This window comes from Mycolicibacter hiberniae (genome assembly GCF_010729485.1).
GTDB classification, from domain to species: Bacteria; Actinomycetota; Actinomycetes; order Mycobacteriales; family Mycobacteriaceae; genus Mycobacterium; species Mycobacterium hiberniae.
This window is the reverse complement of record NZ_AP022609.1, coordinates 1,583,830-1,598,521: the sequence shown is the minus strand read 5'-3', so window position 1 is coordinate 1,598,521 and position 14,692 is coordinate 1,583,830. Positions and strand designations below refer to the sequence as shown.

Genomic DNA, 14,692 nt, shown 5'->3' with positions numbered 1-14,692 from the left:
CTGTCAGCTGTCCGCTCGAATCCGCTGGGCGACCTCGCCGTAACGCTCGAGGCGCTCGGGATCGCCGAGGGCGTTGTACAAAACCAGGCGGGTCGCCGTTCCTCGGTACTTGTCGAGTAGCTTGTCCGCCAAACCATCCCAGGTCGATTCGGTCGCAAAGCGGGCAAGGTGCTCGTCGGTGATCTGCGCTGCCATACCCGCGAAGTCGCCGGCCTTCTGCTTTTCGCGAATGCGCGCCGTGGTGCCCTCGAATCCGGCCTCATCCCAGATGAAGGCATAGTTCGGAGTGCTTCCGTAAAAGCTCAAACTGGCCCGCACCAGCTCGCGTTCCTTGTTCCTCTCTTCATCGGTGTCACCGACGATGGTCATCGCCGGCACGATGAGAGCGATGTCCGAGGGGCGACGCCCGGCCTTCTCGGCTCCTTCGGCCACCTTCGGCACCACGTGACGCGCGAGGTAGCCGGGCTCCCCCAGCGGATGGACGTGCACGCCGTCGGCCACTTCGCCGGCCATCCGCAACATCCACGGGCCCACCGCCGCGATGTCTACACAGGGATCGGCTACCTCGATGGGGCCGGGACTCCACTGCGGCGTAATGAAATCGAGGTCGTAGAACTGCCCATGGTGATCCAGCTTGCCGGTTCGGAAGGCGCCAAAGCAGGCCTTGACCGCAAGAACGTAGTCGCGCAGCCGGGGACCGGGGTGATCGAACGTCGCCCCGTAACGCCGCACCACATGCGTGCGCACCTGGGTGCCCAGACCGAGCCGGAACCTGCCGCCGGTGGCCTCCTGCAGTTCCCACGCCGACTGCGCGGTGACGAACGGGCTGCGCGGAAAAGCGACCGCCACTCCGGTCGACAGCTCGAGACCGGGCGCGGCCTGCGAAGCGACCGCGGCGGTGAGGTAGGCGGTGCGCCCGGCCTCGGTGAACAACAGACCCGAGAAGCCGGCCGCCTGGGTGTTGCGGGCCAGTTCGGCGGCGCTTCCCAACGGCTGCGGCAGGGCCATGACGTCGATGTGCATCAGCAGAGACTAGTGGCGGGTCCGGTTCGACGGGGCTGGTTTCGGCTCGCGGCGGACTGCCGATGACGCCGTCGCCGGCCTGTAACGTGGCGGAGGTGAAATCGCCTCGGATGTCTTGGTTGCTCGCCCTGTCTGCCACTGTCGCCGCGCTGACGCTGCCCTTCGGTCCGGCGGGCACGGCCGCGGCGGCCGACACCTGCCCCAGTGCGGCGCCGGCGAGCGGCGGTACCGCGGAGTGGACGCATGCCGGCACCACCGGCAGCGTCGCCGTCACCGGCTCCACCGACACCAGCGCACCCCGGATAGACGTGACCACGCCGTTCAGCGTGACCTCGACCCAGGTGCACACGCTGCGGGCCGGCAACGGTCCGGTGGTGGCGAACACCGCCACGGTGTCGGTCTGCTATCTGGGCGTCAACGGGCGCGACGGGTCGGTGTTCGACAGCAGCTATGCGCGGGGCGTCCCGGCCGACTTCCCGCTCACCGGGGTGGTACCGGGGTTCCAGAAGGCCATCGCCGGCCAAACCGTCGGATCCACGGTGGCCGTGGCGATGACCTCCGCCGACGGTTACCCCGAGGGCCAGCCCCGCGCCGGAATCCGGCCGGGCGACACCCTGGTGTTCGCCATCAAGATCTTGGGCGTAACCGGCTGATCGGCCGCGCCGCGCCGGGCCGGCCCGCGCACAGCGCGCCGGCCGACCCGCATGGACCCTGTATTACATTGTCTGCCAATTGAATTCAGTGTCATTGCCAGGGACCGTTGTGATCCGGTAGCGTGCGCTCATGACCGATCGAAATCGCCGTTTCCTCCTGCGTGAGCGGCCCGCCGGCCGCATCGGCCCGGGCACGTTCGAACTCAGCGAGCAACCGGTGCCGCAGATCGGCGACGGTGAGGCGCTGGTGCGGGTCGACTGGATCTCACTGGACCCGACCAACCGGATGTGGATCAACGCCACGCCGTCCTACCTGCCGCCGGTCGGCATCGGAGAAGTCATGCGTGCCGGCGGTCTGGGTGTGGTGGTCGCGTCGAACAACGCGAGATATCCGGTCGGCCAGACCGTGCAGGGGCTGACCGGCTGGCAGGAGTACGTCGTCGTCTCCGACACGATGCCGCTGGCCCCGGTCAAGATCGCCGAAGGCGTCTCGCCCAGCACCTACCTGGGCGCGCTCGGCATGACGGGTCTGACCGCGTGGGTAGGGATCCGCGACATCGGCAAGCCGCGCGCGGGCGAGACCGTCGTCGTCTCCGCCGCCGCGGGCGCGGTCGGTTCCGTCGCCGGTCAGCTCGCCAAGGCCGGCGGGGCACGCGTCGTCGGGATCGCCGGCGGACCGGAGAAATGCGCGCTGCTGACCGATCAGCTGGGTTTCGACGCGGCGGTGGACTACCGCGCCGACGACTGGGCCGGCCAGCTTGCCGCCGCGACCCCCGACGGTATCGACGTCGACTTCGAGAACGTCGGCGGCGACATCATGGATGCGGTGTTTGCGCGGCTCAACGTCGGCGCGCGGGTCGCGCTGTGTGGGCTGATCTCGGGTTACAACGAGACCGACCCGCCGCCCGGGCCGCGCGCGTTCGGCAACCTGTTGATCCAGCGGGCGACTGTGCAGGGCTTTATCGTGCTCGATCACTTCGGCCGCGCACGCGAGGCCGCCGGCGAGATCGCCGAGTTGATCACCGCCGGAAAACTCACCCCGCTTGAGACCGTGGTCGAGGGCTTCGACCAGCTGCCGACCGCGATCAACATGCTCTTCGACGGCAAGAACGTCGGCAAGCTGGTGGTCAAGACTTCCGGATAACCGACGGTCTCGCCGCGGCCGGCCGGGCTGTAGCCTGACCCAGATGAATTCGCGTATATCTCGCTGCTTCGCACTCGCGGGTGTCGCCGCGCTGGCCGTGACGCTGGCCGCCTGCGGGGGTTCCGACAGCACGACTTCGTCGTCGAAGACCTCGTCGGTCACCGACCTGTTCATGCCCCCGGGCGGCGACACGGTGACCGCCTGCCCCGCCACCCCGCCGGCCGAGGATGTGGCACCGGAGTGGACGCTCACAGGCGCCACCGGCAGCGTCGCGGTGACCGGCTCCACCGACTCCGCCGCGCCGCGGGTGGCGGTGACGGGACCGTTCACGGTGACCCGCACCGAAGTGCACACCCTGCACGCCGGCCAGGGCCGGGTCGTCGGGGACCATGCCACGGTCTCGGTCTGCTACATGGGTGTCAATGGCCGCGACGGGTCGGTGTTCGACAGCAGCTACGAACGCGGCAAGCCGGTCGACTTCGGACTCGACCGCGTGGTCCCGGGATTCCAGAAGGCCATCGCCGGGCAGAAAGTCGGGTCCACGGTGGCGGTCGCCATGGTCCCCGCGGACGGCTATCCGCAGGGCCAGCCCAGCGCCGGCATCCTGCCGGGCGACACGCTCGTCTTCGCGATCAAGATCCTCAACGCCTCACGCTGAGCCCACATGGACTCGACCCGGGTGGATCGGTGGCTGTGGGCGGTGCGACTGACCAAGACCCGACCGGATGCGGCCGCGGCGTGCCGCGGCGGGCATGTGCGCGTCAACGACCGCCCGGCCAAACCGGCGACGACGGTCTGCCCCGGTGACGTGGTGCGAGCGCAGATCGGCGATCGCACCCGGACCGTCGAGGTGCTGCGGGTGATTCAGAAACGGGTGGGTGCGCCGGACGCGCTGACCTGCTATCTCGATCGCACGCCCCCACCGGCCTCGGTGACTCCGGTGGCCGCACGCGAGCGCGGCGCCGGACGCCCGACCAAACGCGATCGCCGGGTGCTGGACAAGTGGCGCGCCCAGCAACGCTGAGGCGTTACTGCGGGTGTGCGGCCAGATACTGCTCGACGGGAATCCGCGTCGAGGACGCATAGCCGATCGGCAGCAGCAGATCGCCGGCAGTGGTGCGGTAATAGGTGTCCCAGCGGTAGTAGCCGGCGAACCCGGCCGGATCGCCCCCGATGACCGCGGCGTAGTCGTTGACCGCCTGCACGTAGTGGTCGGAGTGGTTGTAATTCCAGATCGCCCGGTCCCTGTTGGTGGCAAATCCGTTGGCCGCCAACAGCCGGCCCGCCGCCATGATGCTGTCCCGGGGCGAGTGGATGTCTCCGCCGTTGCCGTAGGCCGCAAACGTCGACGGCAGGAACTGCATCGGGCCCTGGGCGGCGTCATCGCTGACCCCGTTGATGCGGCCGAAGCCGGTCTCCACGAAATTGATCGCCGCCAGGTAGTTCCACGGCACCCCGGACGCCGCCTCGGCCGCCCGGTAGCTCGCCACCAGCTCGTTGGCCGGCACCGGCGGAACCACCCGCCACGCCGGCATGGTGGTCTTCGGATCGGTCAACGCCATCAGGTGCCGGCGAGCATCGATGTTGCGGTCGTAGACCGCGAGCAGCGCCGCCGGGACCCGGGGGCGGGCGATCGCGTCCCACTCGGGGTGTGCGCCCAGGGTGCGGTAGGCGACCTGCTGGCGCCGGGCCGCGGCGGCCAGCACCTGCTCCGGCGAGGACGGATTGCGCAACGCCTGGTCCGCGGCCACCAGGTCGGCGACCACCGCGACCGGATCCGGGCCCGGTGCGGCGCCGGCGGGCAGCGCCGCCGTCACCGCAGCTGCCAGGGCCACCACCAGCAACACCACCACGCGCCACAACCGATCCATCATGCCGTTCATCTTCGCCCCTGCACCGCCGGGAAGCGCGCAGGGCGGCCGCGCGGAGCGGCCGCGCCGGTTTAGAACCTGTTCCCCTTTTCACCCAAACCGCGTCATCGGCGCTGGTCACTTCCCGTGAGGGCCGAACTAGTGACTGTTACATTGAGGTCCGTTCAGCGCACCCCGTCGAGGAAGAGGACGCATATGACCACCAGCGTGACGACCGACGTCGTCATCGTCGGGTACGGGGCGGCCGGCACCACGGCCGCCATCACCGCCCGCGAACTGGGCGCCGACGTCATCGCGGTGGACCGCGCCAACGGTGGCGGCGCCACCGCGATCTCCGGCGGCATCATCTATGCCGGTGGCGGGACGTCGGTCCAGCGCGCCGCCGGGGTCCACGACACCGCCGAGCAGATGCTGGACTACCTGCGCCTGGAGGTCGGCGACGCGGTGCAACCCGAGACGTTGCAGCGCTTCGTCGACGGCAGCCCGGAGATGATCGACTGGCTGCAGGCGCACGGGGTGCCGTTCAACCCCGGACTGTGCCCCTACAAGACGTCTTTTCCCAACAACCGCTACTACCTGTACCACTCGGGAAGTGAGAACGCCGGTGCGTTCCGCTCTCAGACCCCGCCGGTGCAGCGCGGTCACCGCGCCTACGGCAAAGGCACGTCCGGCAAGCAGATCTACGCGCCCCTGGCCGAATCGGCCCGCCGGCTCGGCGTGGACTTCCGCCCGCAGACCACCGTCACCGACCTGCTGGCGGACCCGTCCGGCCGGGTGACCGGGGTGCGGGCCACCACCATGGGGCAGGCGCCGCGCCGCATCCAGCGCCGGTATGCCCGGTTGGCTGCACTGTCGTCGAAACCCGGCGTCTACTTCCCGCCCCTGCGTGCCGCCATGGACCGCCGGCTGGAGAAGCTGCAGAAACGCTACGGCCAGACCATCGAGATCACCGCGCGGCGCGGGGTGATCATCTGCGCCGGGGGCTTCATCGCCAACACCGAGTGGCGCAGGCGCTATGCCCCGGAGTTCGACGGCGGCCTGCCGCTGGGAACCAGCGGCGACGACGGCAGCGGTATCGCGCTGGCACAGAGTGTCGGCGCGGTGACCGACCGCATGGACAACGTCTCGGTGTGGAAGTTCATCACACCCCCGAGTGCGTTCATCTCGGCGATCATCGTCGACGCCGACGGCCGGCGGGTGATCGACGAGTCGCGTTACGGCGCCGCGGTCGGGCAGGCCATGGTGAAGAACCACGGCAGCCAGGGCTGGATTCTGGCCGACGCCGGGCTGATGTCGGAGGCGCGGCGCCAGCTCCTCACGCAGACGCTGTGGTTCCAGCGCGCTCAGGGCGCCTCGCTGATCTTCGGCGGCGCGGTGCGCGGTGCGACGCTGGCCGAGGTGGCTCGGGCCGCCGGTATCGACCCGGAGGGCTTGGCCGCCACCGTCGCCGCACACAACCAGGCGATCGACTCCGGCACCGAAGATCCGGTCGGCAAACCCGCGGATTTCTGTCGCCGTATCGACCAGGCACCGTTCACGCTGATGGACATCTCCGTGCGGCCCAACGTGCTGCGGCCCACCCCGATGCTCACCCTGGGCGGTGTCCGGGTCGCCGAGGACACCGGCGCCGTCGTGGATGCCGACGGCGCTCCGATTCCCGGGCTCTACAGCGCCGGGCGCACGGCCATCGGCGTCGCCTCGAACTCCTATGTCAGTGGACTGTCGATCGCCGACTGCGTGTTCGCCGGCCGGCGGGCCGGTGCCAGCGCGGCTGCGCAATCCCGCTAGGAGGTAAGCCCAGCCGCTGAAGCCACAATCCAGGCCAGCTCTGGATAGAAGATGTCGCTGTGTGCGCCGGCCGGCGGACCACCCTTGATCACTTTCGACGAGGCATCCACATTGAGGATGGCGCCCGTGGCGAAGGAATACGGGGTCCGGACTGCGCCGATCGGCTCGGTCGGTGCCTGATAGGCGCCCAGCGAACCGATGGCGCGCCACCGGCCCAGCGGATCATCGTCGATGCCGGCACTGTCATCGCCGGCGGCGGCCGAGGCCAAGGGGTACATCACGCCCAGGGCCATGTCGTGGCTGGAATGACAGACCGTCACCGGTCCGTCGACGCGGGACAGTCGGCCGGCCAGTGCGCCACCGGGGTGCGGGGACGAGAACGGGAGCCGATCGAGGAACGCGAAGCGGGAGAAGGCGCCCTCAAGCAGCGTGACCGACTTGACCGGCGACGGCGTGGTGGTTGGTCCGCCGGCCAACGCAAAGGACACCACCCGGGCACCGAAACTATGGCCCACCAAATGGATTCGCAGGTGGGGAAATCGGGCGGCGATGCGTCCCAGCAGGGGGCCCAGGCCACGTTCTCCGATAACCCCGGCACGGTTCTTCATCTGCCAGTAGGTCAGCTGACGCAGCGCCTGCTTGGCGCCCAGCCACAGCTTCCTGATGTTGTCGCCGAGACCGGCGCCACCACCCCCGCCCCCATCGCTGACGTCGATGCCCGCTTCGGTGAGGGCGTCGGCGAAGCTCTCGAAGACGTCGTCGGCGCGCTTGTCGTCGGCCAACATGCGCGGCCGGGTGGGGTCGGCGGTCTCGGCCTCGCCGTCGTCGAACCCGGCCCGCACCTTGTCGCTGAATTTGCGCATGGCCGCGAACATCTCGTCGCGTTGGTCCTGGTTGGGCTCCGTCGCCAGCAGTGCGGTCAGTTCGTTGAGCTCGGCGGCCCCCGAAGGGAACAGGGCGACGAGGTCGGCCACCTGTTGTGGGCTCAGAGTCGGGTCGGCGTCGAACGTCGTGGCGGTGTCGTGCAATCCAGCGCCCCCGGCCGCCGCGCCACCGGGCGTGGGGTCGAAGTCCGGAATGGGTTCGTCGCGCCACATTGCCGAAGGCCAGCGGATGCCCAGGAAGCCGATGGTGCGGCCAGCACCGAGTTGCTCGTCGAGCAGGTCGGACCATCGCTGGTAGAGCGAGGCGGCTGTCGCCTCGTCGTTGTTCCAGCCGTGGCTGAAAATCACCAGATCGGCGACGTCGGCGGCCTCGAGTTGCGCCAGGAATTGCCGCTCACCATCCTGGTCGACATCTCCGCGGGCATCGAATGACAACGCCCAGGGGGCGGTGGCGGTGATGGTCATTGCGGTTCCCCTTCCCCGATGTCACCGTGTTTGCAGCGCGCGCATGAGGTCGACCAGGCCGGCGCCTTGAAAGCTCGGATCACGATTGAGCGACGTCGCGGACGAGGTGAAGATTCGCTTGACCTCGTCGGGCCTCCCCACGAATTCCCGCTGTACGGAAAGAAACGCCGCGATGGCACCGGACACGTGCGGGGCGGCCATGCTGGTGCCGCTGTCCTGGATGTACACCGCTGCGCCGTCGAGCCCCTCGAAGTTGGCTCGCTGGATTCTGCCGAGGTTCTCGCCGGCAGCAGCCGAGGTGATCAGCTCGCCCGGTGCCACCAGGTCGGGTTTGGGCCGGCCGTCCCCGGTCGGCCCGCGCGAGGAGAAGTAGGAAATCCCGTTGGTGTGGGGCGCATCCCGGTGCGTCGAACCAACCGTGATGGCCAAGTCGGCGTTACCCGGATCGTTGATCGTGACGGCGGCGCTGAACTGGTTGACGTCGGACTTCTGGACATTGAGTTTGACGTAACCGGAGTTTCCGGCCGCGACCACCACGACGACGCCGGTGCGGACCAACCGGTTCACCTCCAGGCACAGCGGGCTCTGTCCGCAGGCGAACCACTCCGCCAGGAAGTCGTAGCCCAGGCTGAGATTGGCGCCGTGGATTCTGCTCAGCTTGCCGGTGTCGCCGTTCGTCTCGCGGATGTGGGCCAGCGCCTCGATAACCCGGGCAGTCCGGGTCGTGAGGTCGCCCAGGCCGCCGAGTACCTTCAGGCTGACCAATTTCGCGCGCGGCGCAACGCCGTTGAGCGCTTCGAGCTCCACCGGCCGCGGCGACAGGATCGGGTCGGCGCCGGCCACGGCCCCGTTGTTGCGCCGCCTCTCTACGGCGATCGCGTGGGGTTCTCCGCGGTCGGGCTTCCACCGGGTCAGGCCGCCGGCGATGATGCCGGCCACGTGCGTTCCGTGTCCGTCCTCATCGATGAGAGCGGCGGCGGGATCTATGCTGCCGGAGACGAAGTCATGATGCAGGTCTGCCACCGACGGATCATCGAGCGTGTGGTCACCCTGGAAGTGCGGGTGCTTGCCGGCGATCCCGGAGTCGATCACCGCCCAGACGATGCCGTCGCCGAAGGCGGCGAACGAACGCTGCGCGGGTACCGCCTTGACCGTCGTGGTGGAGACATCGATCTGGCGGTGCACCTCGAAGTCGGGCCAGATGCGATAGATGGCCCGGTAGGGCCAGTCGCCGGCAGCGGAGTCTGCGGTCGCGATGTTCTGCATCTGCGCCGGCGTCAGCTCGCCGGACAGGTATTGATCGGCTATCACGCTCGGTTTGCCTTGCGCACCAACTAATGTCCACAGGTACTCGACCCGGGCGATCGCCGCGCCCAAACCGCCGGGGACGGGTGGTTTTGCACCGATCCCGTAGCGCAGATTCAGCTCGATCATGACCGGTTCGGCTTCGTCCGCAGGCTGCTCCTCGTCGACGAATCCTGGCACCGATGACGTGAATGAGGAGGTGGCCGGGTAGCGGTCGAGGTTCTCATCATGTCCCACTGGCGGCCGAAGCTTTGGGCGCAGTGGCGCGGTCACCACCCCGGGCTGCAACAGGTCGGGTGGCGCAGGCGCCTTTTCGACAGTCGGTGCGGGCGCCGCGGCTACCAGCGCACCGAGCCGGCACGCGGTGTCGTAGTGCTGACGACCGGCAGTGGTGGTGCGTAGCGCGCCCTTGAGTCGGCGCAGGTATTTCTGCTTTGTCAGCGCTGTGACGGCCTCATCGACCCGCCGCTCCCACGACGGCCGGTCGCCGTCATAGAGCCGGTCCGCGGGCAGGAATGCTGCAGCGAATTTGGCGCCCACCGCCTCCTTGACCCGCGTCACCGTGGCGGGGAACTTTGCCGCGTCCTCCAACTCGCGCACTGCGCACATCACCCTTGCCGCCCAGGAGATTTCGGGCGGCGGCGGCTCCACTTCGCTGAATTCCGGATGGTCGGTCATGGCCGGGTCCACGGTGGGGCGACGTCTGCGCCGCTGTCGGCTTGGCCGAATCCGCGCCGCGCGGCGTCACCCTGACGGTTCATCCGTGACGAGCCGCAGACTGCCATGTCCCCACCCCTGACGCTGAGCGCTACGCAGGCGATACAGCTACCGTGTCTGCAACTTACTCCGACGTTATGGCCGGGCACCAGACATTCGTGGACGCACGGCGTCGCCGCCCGGTGTGGTCATCGCCCGGGGGCCTCCTCGATGAGCCTGCGGAAACGTGCCGCCGGAACGGTCGCCGCACCCGCGGTGGTGACGCGCTGCACCAGGGCACTGTCGGAGGTCACCACGGTGATGTCCTGCGGCCGGTCGTCAGAGCGGACCAGCCGCACGATCTCGTCATCGGCGGAGTTGGCGCCGGAGCGCGGAGCCGCCGCGATGGTGATGACGTCCGATGCTATCGGCGGGACAGGCGGCTTTTCGAAGACCACGGTGACCTGTCCACCTTGCGCAGCCGCCCAGCGTTCCAGCTGGCGGGTCAGGCGGACCATCGCGCCGTGGCGGTCTTTCCACCAGCCGTCCGGTCGCACACCGATGACGTTCATCGCATCGACGATCCACCGCATCATTGCGACGGTACGGTGCAGCCAATGCACCGCGCTACGCCGCGGCGACACCCGAAGCGATGAGGAGGAGTCGCGCCGATGAACCTAGTCACCTATGAATGCCACGACCATGTCGCGACCATCACCTTGAACCGGCCGGAGGCCCGCAACGCCATCAACGGGGCGATGCGCACCGACCTCAATGCCGCCTGGGACCGCTTCCGCGCCGACGAGGACGCCTGGGTCGGGATACTCACCGCCGCCGGCGACGTGTTCTGCGCCGGGGCGGATCTCAAGGACTCGGCGGGCGCGGTCGGCACCTTTCCCGGCACCTTCTGGGAAAAGCCCACCATCAACTCGTTCGAGTCCGGCATGGAACTGTTCAAGCCGACCATCGCCGCGGTGCACGGCCCCTGCATCGGCTACGGACTGACCGGCGTGTTGTTCTGCGACTTCGTCATCGCCAGCACCGATGCGGTGTTCCGCTACCCGGAGGTCGGTATCGGGGTGCCCACCATCGTCGGGGCCATCCGGCTGCCCCAGCGGGTGGGCTGGGCCAACGCCATGGAACTGCTGCTGACCGCCGAGCCGATGAGCGCTCAGCGGGCCCACGAGGTCGGCCTGGTGTGGAAACTGGTCGAGCCGCAGGACCTTCAGGACACCGCCCTGACCTGGGCACGCACCCTCACCAAGGCCGCTCCCCTGGCCCAGCGGGCCACCAAGGAGGTGGCGTGGCGCAGCCCCGACATGAGCTGGATCGACGCCGTGCGTTTCGGCGAGACCATGCGCAAGGTGGCCGCGGCCACCGAGGACGTCGCCGAGGGCCTACAGGCGTGGCGGGATCAGCGCCCGCCGCGGTGGCGGGGGCGCTGAACCGCCGGCGTTCATGCGGCGGTCAGCGCCGCCAAAGCCGCGTCGTAGTTCGGCTCCTGGCCGATCTCCGGCACCAGCTCGGTGTAGGCGACGTTGCCGTCCGCGCCGATCACCACGATGGCGCGGCCCAGCAGTCCGGCCAGCGGACCATCGGTCATGGTGATGCCGTAGTCGTCGCCAAAGCTGTCCCGGAACCCCGAGGCGCTGGTGACGTTCTCGATGCCCTCGGCACCGCAGAACCGCTTCAGCGCGAACGGCAGGTCGTTGGAGACGCACAGCACGGCCCCGCCCGCGGCGGCCCGCTCATTGAAGGTCCGCACGCTGGTCGCACAGACCGGGGTGTCGACCGACGGGAAGATGTTCAGCAGGACCGGCTTACCGGCGAACTGCCCACTGTCCACCGGACTCAGGTCGGTTCCGGCCAAGGTGAACGCCGGTGCTGCCGAGCCGACGGCCGGCAACTCGCCGACGGTGTTGATCTGGTTTCCACGTAACGTGATCTGCGCCATGCCAACAGTCTGCCAAGCGCCGCACCCGGCGTCCACGGCGGGCCGCAGTCGGGCTCAGTGCCCGGCGGCCACCGGCTCGGGCTCGGCTTCCGGCTTGCGGATCGGCGGGACGGTTGCCGCGGCCGCCACGCTCAGGCCGGCGACGGCGAAGCACAGCGCGGCGTACCACAGCGAGCCGATCGGGTCGCCGTCGGCGGTCTGCCCGCCCACCGCACCGAAGTAGGCCGGCAGGGCGCTCAGCCACAGCACCCCCATGACGGCCAGATACACCGCGGCGTAGCGGACCATCAGCGGATTGCGGTAGCGGCCCTCGGCGGCCGGATTCAGCCGCTGCTGCCGCCACTGGCGGGCCATAATCGGAACGGCCACCACGACAATGACCAAAAGTTCTGCCGCGTAGGCGATCCCGATCAGGCGACCGTTCGTCGCGGCGCCCAGCAGGGTTGCCGGCAGAGGCAGGATTCCGGTACCCAGCGAGGCCAGGACCCCGATGGCCACCGTCCGTCCCACGAGCTGCGGTCCGCGCACTGTCTTGCCCTGGTCGACCTGACGCCCGACGAACAGCTGCACGCACAACGCCAACGAGGCCGGCCACAGCGCGGCGAACACCACCACGCTGCCCATCGGCACCGAGGTGAACAGGGGCTGGTTGAGTGGGTTGTCCACCGACCATTCCCACCAGCGCAGCTGCGGGCCCAGGTGGTCGAAGATCTCGTAGAAGGCGTGGTGCACGAAGCCCACGCAGATGGCCCCGACGACGGCCCCGTAGCGTCGGAACACCCCCAGGGTCCGGACGATCTCGAAGGAGACCGTGGCCATCATGGGGTAGATCGCGACGATGTAGAGCGGCAGCCGGCCCCAGAGGAACTCGACGCTGAAAAGGTTGTGCGCGAACATGGTGTCGACATGGTCGGCGATCCCGAACGCCCCGGGGAAGTACAGCGGCGGTTCGATGATCAGCAGGTAGGCGATCGCCCCGAACCACAGCGCCAGGTTGGTGGCGTCGCCGCGGCGGTACCGCGCGATCGCGTAGACCAGGGCCAGCACCGCTCCGGCGATCACGGTGATCTCCAGGACCGGCAGCGTCCAGTTCTCCAGCTGCAGCGGGTTGCGGAATTCCAGCAGGCCGCCGGCCTGGCCGCACGAGAAGCCCAGCGACTCGGCAAGGCGCTCGAACGTCGGGGTACACAGGTCGGGCATCAGGCGCTCTTCTCTTCCGCGGTGTACCACTTGGTCACGTCGTAGCCGTCGTCGTAGCGGGCGAACCACTCGTTGGCCAGCGCCGGGATCTTCTCGTGAGCCGGCTTGTGGTTGGGCAACTGGCTGCGGACGATACCGGTTACCGCGGTAGCCATTTCACGTTTCGGCAGATGCTTGAAGGCATCGGCGATGGGGCCCTGATCTGCCGGCCAGCCGAACGGCACCCGTCGCCGCCAGGCCTGCTTGGCGCGGTAGGTGCTGAACAGTGACAGCGCGTCGACCTGGCGGTCCTCCACCGGAACATGCCGGTTGAAGCCCTCGCACGCCACCTTGATCACGCTCATCACGTGCTTGAAGATCGACGGCGCCATCCGCATGCGGTACCACGGGTCGTTGATGACGTGGTCGTAGATGATCAGCGCCGAGCTGCGGTGCTCCACTTCTTCGACGAAGTGCCACAAAAACAACGAGGCCACCCGGTCGTCGCCCGGCGCGAACAGGGTGTCGTCGTGGTCGAGCATCAGCTTGAAGACCGGGGTGAAGGTGGCCTCGAGGTCGGCGGTGTAGGCCAGCCGATAGTCCAGGGATTTTTCGGCCGACATCTTGTCGAACATGGCGTTGCAGGCATCGACGGTCTCTTTGAGCCCCGGGTAGGCCTTCACCAGTGCTTTGGCATGACCGCGATGGGCCATGGAGTGTTGCCCCTCCTGCCGCACGAAGGCATCGGCCTCTTCGGCCACGGCGGGGTCGGTGATGCGTGGCATCGCTTCGGCGATCATGCCGCCGATCATCTTCTCGAAGCCGATCGCCAACAGCGAGACCGCGTTGGCCATCGATGAGAACGCCGGATTGGCCTCGTTCCACAGGAACGGCACCGGGTGCTCGGCGAAAGCGAACCGCAACTTACGCACGATCAGGTCGGTCATCGCTACCTCAGCTCTAAACATACAACGGGACGCTTGCGCGTATGATTGTTCGGTGCATTGCGGTTGTCAAGCAGGTCGCTGATGGCCCGGCGGCGCGGTTGGGGCGGAAACCCGCCGCACACCGATGAGGAGGCCGGCAGGCGAATCATCGCCGCCGCCGTCGAACTGGTCGCCGAGACGGGGTCGGCGGTGTCGCTGGCCGAGGTGGCCGGATCGCTCGGGGTGATCCGGCAGACGGTGTACCGCTACTTCCCCACCGCCGACGCGCTGATGCGGGCGGTGGCCATCGCCTCGGTCGATGACTTCCTCGACCGGCTCACCGCCCACGTGCACGGCATCGGCGATCCGGCCGACGCGCTCACCGAAGGCGCGGTCTACACCCTGGACGCGGTTTCCCGCTCCCCCCACCTGGGCGCCATGTTGTCGTCGTCGTCAGCGCACAACCGGGAGATGGCGTCGGCCGAGGCCCGCGCGTTCGGCATGCGGATGATCGAGAGGTTCGACGTCGACTGGGCGGAGCACGGCTACGACGAGGCCGCCCTGCGCGAACTCGTCGAGTTCACCCTGCGGATCATGCTCTCGTTCATCGTGGCGCCCAATGACCCCGATCGCTCCCCCGAGGAGCTGCGCCGCTTCCTGCGCCGGTGGCTCGGCGACGCCGTCGCCGCCCAACGCGGCCGACCCGCTCCGTAACCCACTTAACATACCCCCGTGGGCATTTTCCCGCCTCGTTATATACCCTACGGGGTATCGTATTGAACGTCGATGCGGATCAGAGTGAAT

At 68.6% G+C, this 14,692-nt stretch carries 15 protein-coding genes; 7 read left to right on the top strand and 8 right to left on the bottom strand.

The genetic code is table 11. From position 1 onward, the window contains the following. Positions 1-3 precede the first annotated feature (3 nt). Positions 4-1,023: a TIGR03617 family F420-dependent LLM class oxidoreductase gene (locus tag G6N14_RS07450; RefSeq protein WP_085135302.1), complete on the bottom strand. Its 1,020-nt coding sequence runs from the start codon at positions 1,021-1,023 to the stop codon at positions 4-6. A gap of 110 nt (positions 1,024-1,133) precedes the next feature. Here G6N14_RS07450 and G6N14_RS07445 point away from each other — a divergent pair, with 110 nt between their 5' ends. The 4 genes from G6N14_RS07445 (at position 1,134) to G6N14_RS07430 (ending at position 3,844) form a co-directional block, all read left to right on the top strand. Continuing rightward, positions 1,134-1,676 carry an FKBP-type peptidyl-prolyl cis-trans isomerase gene (locus G6N14_RS07445; RefSeq protein WP_085135301.1) on the top strand — a complete coding sequence of 181 codons (543 nt, stop codon included), beginning with the start codon at positions 1,134-1,136 and terminating at the stop codon, positions 1,674-1,676. Positions 1,677-1,806: 130 nt separating this feature from the next. Then, positions 1,807-2,820, top strand: a complete 1,014-nt coding sequence (locus G6N14_RS07440) for an NADP-dependent oxidoreductase (protein ID WP_085135300.1) — start codon at positions 1,807-1,809, stop codon at positions 2,818-2,820. Between the two features lie 43 nt (positions 2,821-2,863). Beyond that, the gene (locus G6N14_RS07435) at positions 2,864-3,478 is read left to right on the top strand and encodes an FKBP-type peptidyl-prolyl cis-trans isomerase (RefSeq protein ID WP_085135299.1); all 615 of its coding nucleotides are present in this window, start codon (positions 2,864-2,866) and stop codon (positions 3,476-3,478) included. Positions 3,479-3,484: 6 nt separating this feature from the next. Beyond that, positions 3,485-3,844, top strand: coding sequence for an Hsp15 family ribosome-associated heat shock protein (locus tag G6N14_RS07430; RefSeq protein ID WP_085135298.1), 360 nt, complete (start codon positions 3,485-3,487; stop codon positions 3,842-3,844). Between the two features lie 4 nt (positions 3,845-3,848). On the opposite strand, the gene G6N14_RS07425 is transcribed toward G6N14_RS07430, so the two are convergent. After that, positions 3,849-4,694 carry a lytic transglycosylase domain-containing protein gene (locus tag G6N14_RS07425; RefSeq protein WP_085135441.1) on the bottom strand — a complete coding sequence of 282 codons (846 nt, stop codon included), beginning with the start codon at positions 4,692-4,694 and terminating at the stop codon, positions 3,849-3,851. A 192-nt stretch (positions 4,695-4,886) separates the two neighbouring features. Here G6N14_RS07425 and G6N14_RS07420 point away from each other — a divergent pair, with 192 nt between their 5' ends. After that, positions 4,887-6,479 carry an FAD-binding protein gene (locus G6N14_RS07420; protein ID WP_085135297.1) on the top strand — a complete coding sequence of 531 codons (1,593 nt, stop codon included), beginning with the start codon at positions 4,887-4,889 and terminating at the stop codon, positions 6,477-6,479. On the opposite strand, the gene G6N14_RS07415 is transcribed toward G6N14_RS07420, so the two are convergent. The 3 genes from G6N14_RS07415 to G6N14_RS07405 form a co-directional block, all read right to left on the bottom strand. Beyond that, the gene (locus tag G6N14_RS07415) at positions 6,476-7,828 is read right to left on the bottom strand and encodes an alpha/beta fold hydrolase (protein WP_085135296.1); all 1,353 of its coding nucleotides are present in this window, start codon (positions 7,826-7,828) and stop codon (positions 6,476-6,478) included. The two genes, G6N14_RS07420 and G6N14_RS07415, sit on opposite strands and share 4 nt — an antisense overlap. Positions 7,829-7,849: 21 nt before the next feature. After that, positions 7,850-9,811, bottom strand: coding sequence for a S8 family peptidase (locus tag G6N14_RS07410; protein ID WP_085135440.1), 1,962 nt, complete (start codon positions 9,809-9,811; stop codon positions 7,850-7,852). A 227-nt stretch (positions 9,812-10,038) separates the two neighbouring features. Further along, positions 10,039-10,422 (bottom strand): NYN domain-containing protein, encoded by a 384-nt coding sequence (locus G6N14_RS07405; protein ID WP_085135439.1) that lies wholly within the window; start codon positions 10,420-10,422, stop codon positions 10,039-10,041. A 78-nt stretch (positions 10,423-10,500) separates the two neighbouring features. Between G6N14_RS07405 and G6N14_RS07400 the strand changes: the two genes are divergently transcribed. Continuing rightward, complete coding sequence (locus G6N14_RS07400; RefSeq protein WP_085135295.1) at positions 10,501-11,274, top strand: enoyl-CoA hydratase/isomerase family protein; 774 nt, start codon at positions 10,501-10,503, stop codon at positions 11,272-11,274. Between the two features lie 11 nt (positions 11,275-11,285). On the opposite strand, the gene tpx is transcribed toward G6N14_RS07400, so the two are convergent. Genes tpx through G6N14_RS07385 form a run of 3 tightly spaced genes read right to left on the bottom strand, consistent with a single transcriptional unit; the run spans position 11,286 to position 13,909 of the window. Continuing rightward, positions 11,286-11,783: a thiol peroxidase gene (gene tpx, locus G6N14_RS07395; RefSeq protein ID WP_085135294.1), complete on the bottom strand. Its 498-nt coding sequence runs from the start codon at positions 11,781-11,783 to the stop codon at positions 11,286-11,288. 54 nt (positions 11,784-11,837) lie between these two features. Continuing rightward, the gene (locus G6N14_RS07390) at positions 11,838-12,983 is read right to left on the bottom strand and encodes a hypothetical protein (RefSeq protein WP_085135293.1); all 1,146 of its coding nucleotides are present in this window, start codon (positions 12,981-12,983) and stop codon (positions 11,838-11,840) included. Continuing rightward, positions 12,983-13,909 carry a metal-dependent hydrolase gene (locus tag G6N14_RS07385; RefSeq protein ID WP_085135292.1) on the bottom strand — a complete coding sequence of 309 codons (927 nt, stop codon included), beginning with the start codon at positions 13,907-13,909 and terminating at the stop codon, positions 12,983-12,985. The genes G6N14_RS07390 and G6N14_RS07385 overlap by 1 nt, the downstream gene beginning before the upstream one ends. A gap of 81 nt (positions 13,910-13,990) precedes the next feature. Here G6N14_RS07385 and G6N14_RS07380 point away from each other — a divergent pair, with 81 nt between their 5' ends. Continuing rightward, positions 13,991-14,602, top strand: coding sequence for a TetR/AcrR family transcriptional regulator (locus G6N14_RS07380; RefSeq protein ID WP_085135291.1), 612 nt, complete (start codon positions 13,991-13,993; stop codon positions 14,600-14,602). The last annotated feature ends 90 nt before the right edge of the window (positions 14,603-14,692 follow it).

Excerpts from the sequence above, each read along its gene's own strand:
- G6N14_RS07390 (WP_085135293.1), bottom strand. The coding sequence starts at position 12,983 with ATGCCCGACCTGTGTACCCCGACGTTCGAGCGCCTTGCCGAGTCGCTG.
- G6N14_RS07445 (WP_085135301.1), top strand. The coding sequence starts at position 1,134 with ATGTCTTGGTTGCTCGCCCTGTCTGCCACTGTCGCCGCGCTGACGCTG.
- G6N14_RS07400 (WP_085135295.1), top strand. The coding sequence starts at position 10,501 with ATGAACCTAGTCACCTATGAATGCCACGACCATGTCGCGACCATCACC.
- G6N14_RS07430 (WP_085135298.1), top strand. The coding sequence starts at position 3,485 with ATGGACTCGACCCGGGTGGATCGGTGGCTGTGGGCGGTGCGACTGACC.
- G6N14_RS07415 (WP_085135296.1), bottom strand. The coding sequence starts at position 7,828 with ATGACCATCACCGCCACCGCCCCCTGGGCGTTGTCATTCGATGCCCGC.
- G6N14_RS07380 (WP_085135291.1), top strand. The coding sequence starts at position 13,991 with ATGGCCCGGCGGCGCGGTTGGGGCGGAAACCCGCCGCACACCGATGAG.
- G6N14_RS07440 (WP_085135300.1), top strand. The coding sequence starts at position 1,807 with ATGACCGATCGAAATCGCCGTTTCCTCCTGCGTGAGCGGCCCGCCGGC.
- G6N14_RS07410 (WP_085135440.1), bottom strand. The coding sequence starts at position 9,811 with ATGACCGACCATCCGGAATTCAGCGAAGTGGAGCCGCCGCCGCCCGAA.
- G6N14_RS07420 (WP_085135297.1), top strand. The coding sequence starts at position 4,887 with ATGACCACCAGCGTGACGACCGACGTCGTCATCGTCGGGTACGGGGCG.
- G6N14_RS07435 (WP_085135299.1), top strand. The coding sequence starts at position 2,864 with ATGAATTCGCGTATATCTCGCTGCTTCGCACTCGCGGGTGTCGCCGCG.
- G6N14_RS07450 (WP_085135302.1), bottom strand. The coding sequence starts at position 1,023 with ATGCACATCGACGTCATGGCCCTGCCGCAGCCGTTGGGAAGCGCCGCC.
- G6N14_RS07425 (WP_085135441.1), bottom strand. The coding sequence starts at position 4,694 with ATGATGGATCGGTTGTGGCGCGTGGTGGTGTTGCTGGTGGTGGCCCTG.
- tpx (WP_085135294.1), bottom strand. The coding sequence starts at position 11,783 with ATGGCGCAGATCACGTTACGTGGAAACCAGATCAACACCGTCGGCGAG.
- G6N14_RS07385 (WP_085135292.1), bottom strand. The coding sequence starts at position 13,909 with ATGACCGACCTGATCGTGCGTAAGTTGCGGTTCGCTTTCGCCGAGCAC.
- G6N14_RS07405 (WP_085135439.1), bottom strand. The coding sequence starts at position 10,422 with ATGCGGTGGATCGTCGATGCGATGAACGTCATCGGTGTGCGACCGGAC.